Source organism: Burkholderia ambifaria AMMD, assembly GCF_000203915.1.
Taxonomy (GTDB): Bacteria; Pseudomonadota; Gammaproteobacteria; order Burkholderiales; family Burkholderiaceae; genus Burkholderia; species Burkholderia ambifaria.
The window spans coordinates 395,443-407,197 of sequence record NC_008390.1; the positions used below are offsets into that span (position 1 = coordinate 395,443).

At 61.4% G+C, this 11,755-nt stretch carries 12 protein-coding genes and 1 tRNA gene; 11 read left to right on the forward strand and 2 right to left on the reverse strand.

Going from position 1 to position 11,755, the window contains the following annotated elements; genetic code table 11:
* The first annotated feature begins 19 nt into the window (after nt 1-19).
* Both tatB and tatC read left to right on the forward strand, forming a co-directional pair.
* Entirely contained in the window at nt 20-550 is a 531-nt protein-coding gene (tatB, locus tag BAMB_RS01825) for a Sec-independent protein translocase protein TatB (protein ID WP_006751794.1), read from the forward strand.
* A 41-nt stretch (nt 551-591) separates the two neighbouring features.
* Nucleotides 592-1,377: a twin-arginine translocase subunit TatC gene (tatC, locus tag BAMB_RS01830; protein ID WP_006751793.1), complete on the forward strand. Its 786-nt coding sequence runs from the start codon at nt 592-594 to the stop codon at nt 1,375-1,377.
* Nucleotides 1,378-1,622: 245 nt separating this feature from the next.
* On the opposite strand, the gene BAMB_RS01835 is transcribed toward tatC, so the two are convergent.
* Nucleotides 1,623-2,828, reverse strand: coding sequence for a Do family serine endopeptidase (locus tag BAMB_RS01835; RefSeq protein WP_006751792.1), 1,206 nt, complete (start codon nt 2,826-2,828; stop codon nt 1,623-1,625).
* A 21-nt stretch (nt 2,829-2,849) separates the two neighbouring features.
* Between BAMB_RS01835 and BAMB_RS01840 the strand changes: the two genes are divergently transcribed.
* The 9 genes from BAMB_RS01840 to BAMB_RS01875 all read left to right on the forward strand — a co-directional run bounded on the left by BAMB_RS01840 (nt 2,850) and on the right by BAMB_RS01875 (nt 10,676).
* Nucleotides 2,850-3,596, forward strand: a complete 747-nt coding sequence (locus BAMB_RS01840; RefSeq protein ID WP_011655806.1) for a Nif3-like dinuclear metal center hexameric protein — start codon at nt 2,850-2,852, stop codon at nt 3,594-3,596.
* A 218-nt stretch (nt 3,597-3,814) separates the two neighbouring features.
* Nucleotides 3,815-4,435, forward strand: a complete 621-nt coding sequence (gene petA / locus BAMB_RS01845; protein ID WP_006751790.1) for a ubiquinol-cytochrome c reductase iron-sulfur subunit — start codon at nt 3,815-3,817, stop codon at nt 4,433-4,435.
* Nucleotides 4,435-5,817, forward strand: a complete 1,383-nt coding sequence (locus BAMB_RS01850; RefSeq protein ID WP_011655807.1) for a cytochrome b — start codon at nt 4,435-4,437, stop codon at nt 5,815-5,817. The genes petA and BAMB_RS01850 overlap by 1 nt, the downstream gene beginning before the upstream one ends.
* 21 nt (nt 5,818-5,838) lie before the next feature.
* Nucleotides 5,839-6,597 carry a cytochrome c1 gene (locus tag BAMB_RS01855; protein ID WP_011655808.1) on the forward strand — a complete coding sequence of 253 codons (759 nt, stop codon included), beginning with the start codon at nt 5,839-5,841 and terminating at the stop codon, nt 6,595-6,597.
* 94 nt (nt 6,598-6,691) lie between these two features.
* Nucleotides 6,692-7,303 (forward strand): glutathione S-transferase N-terminal domain-containing protein, encoded by a 612-nt coding sequence (locus BAMB_RS01860; protein WP_006400565.1) that lies wholly within the window; start codon nt 6,692-6,694, stop codon nt 7,301-7,303.
* Between the two features lie 71 nt (nt 7,304-7,374).
* Nucleotides 7,375-7,896: a ClpXP protease specificity-enhancing factor gene (locus BAMB_RS01865; RefSeq protein ID WP_011655809.1), complete on the forward strand. Its 522-nt coding sequence runs from the start codon at nt 7,375-7,377 to the stop codon at nt 7,894-7,896.
* Between the two features lie 19 nt (nt 7,897-7,915).
* Nucleotides 7,916-7,991: transfer RNA gene (locus BAMB_RS01870), tRNA-Thr, on the forward strand.
* An 896-nt stretch (nt 7,992-8,887) separates the two neighbouring features.
* The gene (locus BAMB_RS35115) at nt 8,888-9,799 is read left to right on the forward strand and encodes a hypothetical protein (protein WP_011655810.1); all 912 of its coding nucleotides are present in this window, start codon (nt 8,888-8,890) and stop codon (nt 9,797-9,799) included.
* 673 nt (nt 9,800-10,472) lie between these two features.
* Complete coding sequence (locus BAMB_RS01875) at nt 10,473-10,676, forward strand: hypothetical protein (protein WP_006757125.1); 204 nt, start codon at nt 10,473-10,475, stop codon at nt 10,674-10,676.
* Between the two features lie 82 nt (nt 10,677-10,758).
* Here BAMB_RS01875 and BAMB_RS01880 read toward each other — a convergent pair whose 3' ends face one another.
* Nucleotides 10,759-11,559 carry a cystine ABC transporter substrate-binding protein gene (locus tag BAMB_RS01880; protein ID WP_006751250.1) on the reverse strand — a complete coding sequence of 267 codons (801 nt, stop codon included), beginning with the start codon at nt 11,557-11,559 and terminating at the stop codon, nt 10,759-10,761.
* Nucleotides 11,560-11,755: the final 196 nt, after the last annotated feature.

Genomic DNA, 11,755 nt, shown 5'->3' on the forward strand with positions numbered 1-11,755 from the left:
AAGCTGACAGGCATACGCGATGCTGGATCTCGGTCTTTCGAAGATGGCGCTGATCGGCGTCGTCGCGCTCGTGGTGCTCGGCCCCGAGCGCCTGCCGCGCGTCGCCCGTACGGCCGGCGCATTGTTTGGCCGCGCGCAGCGGTACATCAACGACGTGAAGTCCGAGGTCTCGCGCGAAATCGAACTCGACGCGCTGCGGACGATGAAGACCGATTTCGAGTCGGCCGCGCGCAATGTCGAGACAACGATTCACGACAACCTGCGCGAGCACGAGAAGGAACTGAACGACACGTGGCATTCCGCGGTCGGCGGTCTTAACGAAGGCTCGGTCGATGCCGGCACGTACGGCTCCGACACCCCCGCGGCGCCGTCGTGGCGCGGCAGTACGGCCGCGCTTGCGCGCAAGCGTCGCAACTGGCGTGTGAAGCAGGCGGCGATGCCTGTCTGGTACAAGCGCGCGACGACCCGCCGCACGCACGTGCAGTCGGGCGCCGCGCGTGTCGCGCGCCACCAGCCGGCCAGCCTGCGCCGGCCGACGCGCTTTCTCTGAGTCGAGCGCATGCTCGCTCGTCAATCCTACCGAGGGCCGGTGTGAGCGACCCCCAGCAGAACCCGGGCGACGCCCCGGAAGAAACCTTCATTTCCCATCTCGTCGAGCTTCGCGATCGCATCATTCGCGCGGGGCTGGCCGTGATCGTCGTGTTCCTCGGGCTCGTGTACTGGGCGCCCGACATCTTCCGGCTGCTCGCGCGGCCGCTGATGGAAAACCTGCCGAAGGGCGGCAGGATGATCGTGACCGACGTCACCGGCTCGTTCTTCGTGCCGATGAAGGTCACGATGCTCGTCGCGCTGGTGATCGCGTTGCCGATCGTGCTGTACCAGATCTGGGCGTTCGTCGCGCCGGGCCTGTACCAGCATGAGAAGAAGCTCGTCATGCCGCTCGTCGGCAGCAGCTACTTCCTGTTCCTGTGCGGGATGGCGTTCGCGTACTTCCTCGTGTTCCCGACGATCTTCCGCGTGATGGCGCACTACAACGCGCCGCTCGGCGCGGAGATGTCGACCGACATCGACAACTACCTGAGCTTCGTGCTCGGGATGTTCATCGCATTCGGGGTCACGTTCGAGGTGCCGATCATCGTCGTGCTGCTCGTGCGGATGGGCGTGCTGACGCTGAAGAAGCTGAAGGAGATGCGGCCGTACGTGATCGTCGGCGCGTTTGTCGTCGCGGCAGTCGTCACGCCGCCGGACGTGTTCTCGCAGCTGATGCTCGCGCTGCCGCTCATCGTGCTGTTCGAGGTCGGGCTGCTGGCCGCGCGGTTCTTCGTGCCGAAGCCGACGACGGAAGAACCCGAGCCGGAGAACGGCGCCGCCAGTTGAGCAGGAAAGGGTGCGCGGTGGCCGGCATGCTGGCTGCCGTCGCAAGCAACATCGCAGCCGGCGAGCGGCGGGAAGGGCAGGTGGTGAGGGCGGGATCACGGCTTCACCGCGACGAAAGCGTTTCGTTGCAAAGCGGAAGGGCCGCGAATTGAGTCGACCCCCAAGCGTTGGATATCATTCCAGCCCTTGGGGGTTTTTCGTTTCCGGCTGCTGCGTGCAAGCGGCGCAGACGCGCCGCCCGGATGTCACTCGCTGTCGCTGTCCTGTTCGTCGAGCGCCTGCTTCGGCGGCGGCGGGCGCTTGCCGATCACGACGTTCACGTCGAATTCCTTGCCCTTGCGCACGACGTGCACCTTGGTCGACGTGCCCGGCTTGATCTGCGCGACGGTGTTCAGCAGCTTTGTGGTGTCGGTGATTTCGTCGCCGTTCACGCTCACGAGGATGTCGCCCGGCTTGATGCCGGCCTTGTCTGCCGGACCGCCCTGCAGCACGCCCGCGACGATCGCGCCCGTCTTCTGCTGGAGCCCGAACGACTCGGCGATTTCCGGCGTGACGTCCTGCGGCTCGACGCCGATCCAGCCGCGCGTGACCGAGCCGGTCGTGATGATGCTTTCGAGCACGGTGCGCGCGGTCGACACAGGGATCGCGAAGCCGATGCCGAGCGAGCCGCCCGAGCGCGAATAGATCGCCGTGTTGATGCCGAGCAGGTTGCCGTTCACGTCGACCAGCGCGCCGCCCGAGTTGCCGGGGTTGATCGGCGCATCGGTCTGGATGAAGTTCTCGAAGGTGTTGATGCCGAGGTGATTGCGGCCGAGCGCGCTGATGATCCCCATCGTGACCGTCTGGCCGACGCCGAACGGGTTGCCGATCGCGAGGACGACGTCGCCGACCCGCGACTGGTCGGAACGGCCGAGCGTGATCGTCGGCAGGTTCGTCATGTTGATCTTCAGGACGGCGAGATCGGTCTCGGGGTCGCTGCCGATCACCTTCGCGGTGGCCGTGCGGCCGTCGGCGAGCGCGACTTCGATCTGGTCGGCGCCGTCCACGACGTGCTGGTTCGTTAGAATGTAACCTTCAGGGCTCACGATGACGCCGGAGCCGAGGTTGGCGGCCGGTTCGTCCTGCTGCTTGCGTGCGTTGCGGTCGCCGAAGAAATAGCGGAACAGCGGATCCTTCGCCCGCGGATCGGGCGGCAGCGAGCCGTCCTTGCTGGAGAATACGTTGACGACGGCGGGCATCGCCTTTTGCGCGGCTTCCGCGTACGACGTGGTCGCCGGCGCTCCGCCGATGCCCGGCGCTACTTCCCGCAACGCAACGATCGGCGTGGCGAGCTGCTTGCCGAGCTGTCCTTGCCGTTGCAGCCATTGCGGCTTGAGCGTCACGACGATGAACATCAGCGCGAGCAGTACGGTCACCGCCTGCGCGAAGAACAGCCAGAAGCGTCTAAGCATCTGAATGGATTAGAGGTTTATATGGATCGGATCGAACTTGAATTGTACTTGAACAATACCCTTGAAACCGCGCGCTTCAAGGACTATTGCCCGAACGGCCTCCAGGTCGAGGGGCGCCGCAAGATCGAGAAGATCGCCACCGGCGTGACGGCGTCGGTCGCGTTCCTCGAAGCCGCGCTCGAATGGGGGGCGGATGCGGTGCTCGTTCATCACGGTTATTTCTGGCGCAACGAGGCGCCGCAGATCACGGGCCGCAAGTATCAGCGCCTGAAGCTGCTGCTCGCGAACGACCTGAACCTGTTCGCGTTCCATCTGCCGCTCGACGCGCACCCCGAGCTCGGCAACAACGCGCAGCTCGGCCAGAAGCTCGGGCTGATCGGCGATCAGCGTTTCGGCGACGGCGACCTCGGCTGGATGGCGACGCTGCCGATGCCCGTCACGCTCGAGCACTTCGTCGCGAAGGTTGAGCGCACGCTCGGCCGCACGCCGCTCGTGCTCGGCGATGCGGACATGCAACTGCGCCGCATCGCGTGGTGCACCGGCGCCGCGCAAAGTTATTTCGATGCCGCGATCGATGCCGGCGCCGACGTGTTCCTGACCGGCGAGGTATCGGAATCCGTCACGCACGCGGCCGCGGAGAGCGGCGTTGCGTTCGTTGCGGCAGGGCACCATGCCACCGAACGCTACGGAATCCAGGCGCTGGGACGCCACTTGTCCGAAGAATTCGATATCGAACACCTTTTTATCGATATTCATAATCCGGTCTGAACGACAGATTTGCGGCACCGCATCGAAATTTCACAATGTAGCAAGTGCTTAAAAGTGGAATGATTTAATTGCTCAGATAGTGCGGGAAAACCCTTAACTATCAATCACTTCGAAGGGATTTTCATCTCCGGGCCTTGTAAATGACGACTCCATTCGAGCAAACTAGCGGCGGAATGGAAAGTCGTGACGGAAAATCCAACTCAGAAGTGGGGCGTGTGATGCGAGACAAGGAAGAGAAACGCGTCGACAGCGGCCGCCGTACCTGGCTGATTGCGACATCCGTAGCAGGTGGCGTGGGAGGTGTCGCCACCGTTGTACCTTTCGCGGCGTCGCTTGCGCCGTCCGCGAGAGCGAAAGCGGCCGGTGCGCCGGTCGAGGTCGACATCAGCAGCCTGAAGCCGGGCGAAATGGTCACCGTGCCGTGGCGCGGCAAGCCCGTCTGGATCCTGAATCGCACTGATTCGATGCTGGCCGATGTGGTCAAGGCCGATAAGGAAGTGGCCGATCCGACCACGAAATCTCCGTATTCGATGCCGTTGCCCGCGTATTGCGCGAACGAATATCGCGCGCGGACCGATCGCAAGAACATTCTCGTCGTGATGGCCGTCTGTACGCACCTCGGCTGCACGCCTAGCCAACGCTTCACGCCGGGTCCGCAGCCGAACCTGCCGGACGACTGGCCGGGCGGTTTCCTGTGCCCGTGCCACGGTTCGACCTACGACCTCGCCGGTCGCGTGTTCAAGAACAAGCCGGCGCCTCAGAATCTCGACATCCCGCCCTACATGTTCACGTCGGCGACGACCCTCGTGATCGGCAAGGACGAGAAAGGAGAAGCGTGATGGCCGTCGACAACAAGGAAGTCTCCACCACAGGTCTCACCGGCTGGATCGACCAGCGCTTCCCGCTCACGTCCACCTGGAAGAAGCACGTTTCCGAGTACTACGCGCCGAAGAACTTCAACTTCTGGTACTTCTTCGGCTCCCTCGCGCTACTGGTGCTCGTCAACCAGATCGTCACGGGCATCTTCCTGACGATGAACTACAAGCCCGACTCGACGCTCGCGTTCGCGTCGGTCGAATACATCATGCGCGAGGTGCCGTGGGGCTGGCTGATCCGCTACATGCACTCGACCGGCGCGTCGATGTTCTTCGTCGTCGTGTACCTGCACATGTTCCGCGGGCTGATGTACGGGTCGTATCGGAAGCCGCGCGAGCTCGTGTGGATCTTCGGCTGCGCGATCTTCCTGTGCCTGATGGCCGAGGCGTTCTTCGGCTACCTGCTGCCGTGGGGCCAGATGTCGTTCTGGGGCGCGCAGGTGATCGTGAACCTGTTCTCGGCGATTCCATTTGTTGGCCCGGACCTGTCGCTGTGGATCCGCGGCGACTATGTGGTGTCCGACGTCACGCTGAACCGCTTCTTCGCGTTCCACGTGATCGCGATTCCGCTCGTTCTGGTCGGCCTCGTGATCGCGCACCTCGTGGCGCTGCACGAAGTGGGATCGAATAACCCGGACGGCATCGAGATCAAGGCGAAGAAGGACGCGAACGGTATTCCGCTCGACGGCATCCCGTTCCATCCGTACTACTCGGTGCACGATTTCTTCGGGGTCTGCGTGTTCCTGATGGTGTTCGCGCTGATCGTGTTCTTCTCGCCGGAAATGGGCGGCTACTTCCTCGAGTCGAACAACTTCGTGCCGGCGAACCCGCTGCAGACGCCGCCGGAAATCGCGCCGGTCTGGTATTTCACCGCGTTCTACGCGATGCTGCGCGCGACGACCGACCCGTTCAAGATCGTGCTGATGATCGTGATCGCGCTGCTCGGCGTGCTCGCCCTGGTCCGCGCGCGCGGCAAGTGGAAGATCGGCCTGCCGGTGCTGGCCGCGGCGATCGTCGTGTTCATGTTCCTGACGGAGTCGAAGTTCTGGGGCGTCGTCGTGATGGGCTCGGCGGTGATCACGCTGTTCTTCCTGCCGTGGCTCGACCGCAGCCCGGTGAAGTCGATCCGGTACCGGCCGTTCTTCCACAAGGTGTTCCTCGGGATCTTCGTCGTGGCGTTCCTGACCCTAGCGTTCCTCGGCACACGGCCGCCATCGCCGGTCGCGACGCTGATTGCGCAGGGCTGTGCGCTGATCTACTTCGCGTTCTTCCTCGGCATGCCCGTCTGGACGCCGCTTGGCACGTTCAAGCAGCCGCCGGAGCGGGTGCGCTTCAAGCCCCATTAATGTGAGCGAGGAGAGAACGACATGAAGAAACTGCTTTCGACGCTCGCACTGATCGGGGCGACGGCCGTTGCGCTGCTGGCGGCGCCGGCCGTGCGCGCGGAAGGTAATTTTCCGCTCGACCGGGCGCCCGATAACACGGAAAATCTCGTTTCGCTTCAGCACGGCGCGCAATTGTTTGTAAACTATTGCCTGAACTGCCACAGCGCGAACCTGATGCGCTACAACCGTCTGACGGATCTGGGCATATCCCAGAAGGAGATCGAAACGAATCTCCTGTTCACGACCGACAAGGTCGGGAACACGATGTCCGTCGCGATGCGGCCCGAAGACGCGAAGAACTGGCTCGGCACCCTGCCGCCCGACCTGTCGGTCGAGGAACGGGCGCGCGGCCGCGACTGGCTGTACACGTATCTGCGGAGTTTCTACCGCGACGATACGCGGCCGACCGGCTGGAACAACGCGGTGTTCGAGAACGTCGGCATGCCCCATGTATTGTGGCAACTGCAGGGGCGGCGCACTGCCAAATTCGAAGACAAGACGGACGAGGAGACGGGCGAGAAGGTCCACACGCTCGTCGGCTTCCAGCAGGTCACGCCGGGGACGTTGTCGCCGCCGGACTATGACGCTGCGGTGGCCGACCTGGTGGCCTATATGACATGGATGTCCGAGCCGGCCCAGCAGACCCGCAAACGCCTCGGCGTGTGGGTGCTGATCTTTCTCGGTGTCCTGACTTTCCTGGCCTGGCGGCTCAATGCCGCGTACTGGAAAGATATCAAGTAAACACGCCTGACCGGCGTGGGGCCGGCGCAAGGCGGAACCCGTGAAAGGGGTTGCGCCGCGTGCCGGCCCTCGGCTTTTTTGAGGAAACGCAAATATGATGGTTCTGTATTCCGGCACAACTTGCCCGTTCTCCCAGCGTTGCCGGCTGGTGCTGTTCGAGAAGGGCATGGATTTCGAGATCCGTGACGTCGACCTGTTCAACAAGCCGGAAGACATCTCGGTGATGAACCCGTACGGTCAGGTGCCGATTCTGGTCGAGCGCGACCTGATTCTGTACGAATCGAACATCATCAACGAATACATCGACGAGCGCTTCCCGCACCCGCAACTGATGCCGGCCGACCCGGTGCAGCGCGCACGTGCACGCCTGTTCCTGCTGAACTTCGAGAAGGAGCTGTTCGTTCACGTCAGCACGCTCGAGAACGAGAAGGGCAAGGCGGCGGAGAAGAATCACGAGAAGGCACGCCTCGCGATCCGCGATCGCCTGACGCAGCTCGCGCCGATCTTCGTGAAGAACAAGTACATGCTCGGCGAGGAGTTCTCGATGCTCGACGTCGCGATCGCGCCGCTCCTGTGGCGTCTGGATCACTACGGCATTGAGCTGTCGAAGAACGCTGCGCCGCTGATGAAGTATGCCGAGCGGATCTTCAGCCGCCCGGCCTATATCGAAGCACTGACGCCGTCCGAAAAGGTCATGCGTCGTTGATGATGCAATGAAGGCATGACGGAGCGGGCGGCGCGGCGTGCCGCGTGCCCGCTCCGGGTTCGAGGATTGTGATGCAAGAGATTTCAACGAAGCCATATCTGCTGCGCGCGCTGTACGAGTGGTGCACCGATAACGGTTACACGCCGCATATCGCGGTGAGGGTCGACAACTCGACGCGCGTGCCGCGTCAGTTCGTGCGTGACGGCGAGATCGTGCTCAACATCAGCTTCGAGGCGACGAGCCAGCTGCAGATGGGTAACGAGTGGATCGAGTTCACCGCCCGGTTCTCCGGGAAGGCGCACAAGATCGAGATTCCGGTGGCCAACGTGCTCGCGATCTACGCGCGGGAGAACGGGCAAGGGATGGCGTTCCAGGTCGATGCGGTGGCAGGCGAGGGCGCGGATTCGGGTGCGTTCGAAGACGATGCCGCGCCGGCCGACGAGGCATCCCGTGAAGAGTCGCCTGCGGTATTGACGCCTGTCGTCGATATCGGCGCGAACGAGGAGCCGTCCGAAGGTGCCGACGAACCGCCGAAAACCGACGGCGACGGCTCGAAAGGCGGCAGCAGACCTCGCCTCAAGATCGTGAAATGAGGTAGAATCTCGCGCTTACGCCGGCTTAGCTCATCTGGTAGAGCAGTTGATTTGTAATCATCAGGTGGCGGGTTCGAGTCCTGCAGCCGGCACCAATACCGAAGCGGGTCCCAGAGATGGGACCCGCTTTTTTTGTTCTACAAAAAGAAGATGTTAAAAAGACATATCGACGGCCGATCGGGGGGGCACACATGCCACCAAATCCTTGCAAGAGTTTTTGCTGGGAGATCTAACTGAATTCTCAGAAGCGGGTGGCATTCCACGTTTGGTGAGTGCCAAGACCTGGACAGCGCTGGTCAGCGCCTCGCTGATTATCAAGAAGAGCGGACGCGTTTGCTGCCAGAACCTTACCTGTGCAGCGACATCGATGCGACATTGCAATTTGTTCCTTCTGTCGACAAGCTGCATAGCGCGACTCGTCCAAGCGGCCCTCCTTGTCGACCTTGGATTGTGATTCGCCTTCTAGCCGTGAGTCTTTCCAGCAACGGAGCCAACATCCCAACTATCTCGATGCGCAATCGCGGTCCCGTTTTGTTCGACGTACTGCGATTACTTCGACACGTGTGCCACGCTCATCAATAGTCAAAACGTCTGCAGGCCGCTGACCGGTCAAGTAAGCTAGATCCGTTACCTCTCGAAGCGGTAAACCGACCATCTCTCGAACAGCGCGATAGACGTCATCATCCGCATACACGTCGCGACCGCTCTCCTTATGTTGCGTACACCGCATACGGTTCGATTTTTCAGTCACGCCTGTCCGCGTGCCTTATTGAAGATGTGGGAAAAGCGCGATTTCCCGATTAGCTGAAACCGGTGCATTTTTTTCGCTAATCAAGATGGCTATGACCGTGCAAGCACTTTGTCGCTTGAAGGGGCATTTGTGACCTTCCTGCAACCATCGCGTGGCTTCGCGCTTGATTGATTAGACAAATAATGCCAACCTAAATTATGAGAGCGGCTCGCATTGTCATTTGAACCTTCGGAGGACGTCGTGGAAGAGGGCAGCCATCGTATCCCGTACGCGTTACACCACAAAGATTGGGTATACGGAACGCAGAGCGCGGAAGAATTGCGGAGCACTGGGGAACCCATCGAGCCGCCCGAATATCGTCCGGAAATGGCCGGCAAAATATTCTGTCCGGCCTGCACGACTCCCCTGAGCAGGACCCCGAAGGCGGCGGATGTGTTTACAAACAGCCGAACAGCGCACTTCAAGCACCAGCCTGCGTTTAAGGACGTACCGTGCAGTCTGCGCACAAAACGTGGCCCAGGGTTGCACTACACCACTGAAGAAGAGCTGAAGCGCGCCGCCCAGAGCGAGGAACTGGTCATAGTTGGAGGGTGGCAGAATCAACCCCCCGTGCAACCAATCGACGAAATGGATCCCGATGGTGCATACAATCTCACACAAATCGAAGATCCCGACGGCCCTCTCACTGAAGTTCCGCTAGGTCGGCACACCGGTGAACGCTTCTTCTTGCCAAGTAAGCTGTCCACGGTACTGGCTATCTGCCGAAATTTCGATAGAAACCTTGCGCGCGGCTTCTTTTTCCCAGATAGCCAGTACGCAACGCTTCTGGTCGACAAACTTTTTGACATCGCCCTTTTGACGGACGAGCCGCCACCGAACGCTCACCTGTTCTATGGCCGGGTGCGTTCCGTGTCTCGCCTGAACCGCCGCGACAAGCTGACCCTAGAATCCGACGAAGGTATTCAAGTAAAGGTATATACATGGCCCGAACACAATGATCGCAAGAAGATCTCTAGTTCCGCCATTGGGCGCATGCTTTTGTTCTATGCGAGCCTCTACAAAGAGAATGATGGAATCCTTGCATGTAAAATAGACGCGTGGGGAGCCTACAGCTTGCTCCCGGAAAAATACGAGCATTGTTTGCCTGATTGATATCGGACTTCTCTGAAGTTGGGTTGTCCTCCCTTATTGAGGAACGCGCAGTTTTCATCACGACGCCTCAAATTGCGATCCTTGCAAGCTTGGATGCCGAGAAAATTCATTAAGTATTTTTGATCCCCACACGGGGTTTCTACAGTTCGACAATCCCCTGCAGCCGCTAGCAACGACCAGTGTTTCAGAGATACTCATTCGCCACATCTGTAGAACTGGTCATTAGCTAACCATTGATCTGGAAGTAAGCCCGAGAAGCTTTGTAATCATCAGGTGGCAGGCTCGACTCCTGCAGCACCAAATCCGAAAAGGGGTTACGGAATTTTTCCGTAACCCCTTTTCTTTTCGGCGCAATCCGTCTCGATCTGCCACGTCGCACTGATGGGCGAGCCTCCCGCGCCGGACAATCCCACCACCCAGCCCACCTCACTCCACCCCCTTCCCCTGTCACGCCCGCGTCACGCTGCGCCCCTAACGTTGCACATTCCCGTCGCGGCACCATCGTCGCGATCCGGGCGTGCGCACCCCGCACGCGACGCCGTGCCCGCGTCGCGCAAGCGGCCAACCGGGATCTCGCTCCCGACAGCGCACCGACCATTTACCGCGCCATTCCATTTGAAAACACGATCGACGCCGATTGAGTTGAATCGCGGACGATCAGGAGACACGGACCATGCTGAGTCCACATGAATTTTCGATGCTGCTGCGCATTGCTCGCGCGCCGGACAGCGTCGACCCGTCGAACCCGGCTTTCGCCGTGCTCGTCGAAAAGCGGCTCGTTGACGATACGCAGGTACGCGTGAATGCGGTGGCTGCACGCCCGGCGCTGACGCCGATCGGACAGCTGCTGCTCGCGCGCTTCGACGAAGCTGCCTGAGGGCAAACGAACAGACCCGCGGAAGAGCGTCACGCCTTCGCCGCAGCGAAGGACGTGACGCGATGAAAGCGCGGCGAACCGCTTACTGCGCGAGCGGCACCGTCACGTCGCTGCCGAACCAGTGCATCGAGATCTTCTTCAACGTGCCGTCCTTGCGCAGCGAATCCAGCGCATCGTTGATCGCCTTCTCGAACTTCGGATTGCCCTTGCGGAACGGGATCGCCATCTCCTGCTTGCCGCCGTTCAGCACCGCGCCCGAGCGCAGCGGCAGATTCGACGTCTTGATCATGTACGGCAGCATCAGGCGGTCGTCGAGCGTCGCCTCGATTCGGCCCGCGGCGAGGTCGCGCAGCTTTTCCGGCGCGCCCGGATACGTCTGCACCTCGATGCCCGGCACGCTGCGCGCCATCTGGTCGTAGTTGGTGCCGAGCGTCACGCCGAGCTTCTTGCCCTTGAAATCCTCGAGCGACTTGAAGTTGCGCGTGTCGTCCTTGCGCTGGATCAGCTGCGCGGCCGAGTACGTGTACGGCTGGCTGAAGTCGAGCACTTCCTTGCGTTGCGGCGTGATCGTGACCTGGTTGACGATCACGTCGAACTTGCCGGCCTGCAGCCCCGCGATGATCCCGCTCCATTCGGTCGGGATGAACTGCGTCTTCACGCCGAGCTTGCCGGCGACCGCATTCGCGACGTCGACGTCGAAACCCTCGAGCTGACCCGAGGTGCCGCGCGAGTTGAACGGCGGATACGTGCCTTCGAGCCCGACGCGCAGCACGCCGGCTTTCTTCACCGAGTCGAGCAGGTCTTCCGCGTGCGCGGCGACGGCCGTGAAACCGAGGGCCGACGCGAGCAGCAGCCCCGACAGCAGAAACTTCGAACGTTTCATCGCAGATCTCCAGTGTTCAGTGTGGTAATGGTGCGCCGGGCATCGAGCGTGCTCGGGCTGGGCCGGCATACGGGCACGTAGACACTACTCGCAACCAGCGCGCGCCGAAAGTCGAATTGGCCCTGATTGCAATCGATTTCAGCGGGCGGCGGTGCGGTGCAGCGTGACGACGCGGCATGGGATGCGTTTAGAAATG

What these genes read in the sequence shown, in the direction of transcription:
- tatB (WP_006751794.1), top strand. Translation starts at nt 20, where the DNA reads ATGCTGGATCTCGGTCTTTCGAAGATGGCGCTGATCGGCGTCGTCGCG.
- BAMB_RS01835 (WP_006751792.1), bottom strand. Translation starts at nt 2,828, where the DNA reads ATGCTTAGACGCTTCTGGCTGTTCTTCGCGCAGGCGGTGACCGTACTG.
- BAMB_RS01840 (WP_011655806.1), top strand. Translation starts at nt 2,850, where the DNA reads ATGGATCGGATCGAACTTGAATTGTACTTGAACAATACCCTTGAAACC.
- petA (WP_006751790.1), top strand. Translation starts at nt 3,815, where the DNA reads ATGCGAGACAAGGAAGAGAAACGCGTCGACAGCGGCCGCCGTACCTGG.
- BAMB_RS01850 (WP_011655807.1), top strand. Translation starts at nt 4,435, where the DNA reads ATGGCCGTCGACAACAAGGAAGTCTCCACCACAGGTCTCACCGGCTGG.
- BAMB_RS01855 (WP_011655808.1), top strand. Translation starts at nt 5,839, where the DNA reads ATGAAGAAACTGCTTTCGACGCTCGCACTGATCGGGGCGACGGCCGTT.
- BAMB_RS01860 (WP_006400565.1), top strand. Translation starts at nt 6,692, where the DNA reads ATGATGGTTCTGTATTCCGGCACAACTTGCCCGTTCTCCCAGCGTTGC.
- BAMB_RS01865 (WP_011655809.1), top strand. Translation starts at nt 7,375, where the DNA reads ATGCAAGAGATTTCAACGAAGCCATATCTGCTGCGCGCGCTGTACGAG.
- BAMB_RS01875 (WP_006757125.1), top strand. Translation starts at nt 10,473, where the DNA reads ATGCTGAGTCCACATGAATTTTCGATGCTGCTGCGCATTGCTCGCGCG.
- BAMB_RS01880 (WP_006751250.1), bottom strand. Translation starts at nt 11,559, where the DNA reads ATGAAACGTTCGAAGTTTCTGCTGTCGGGGCTGCTGCTCGCGTCGGCC.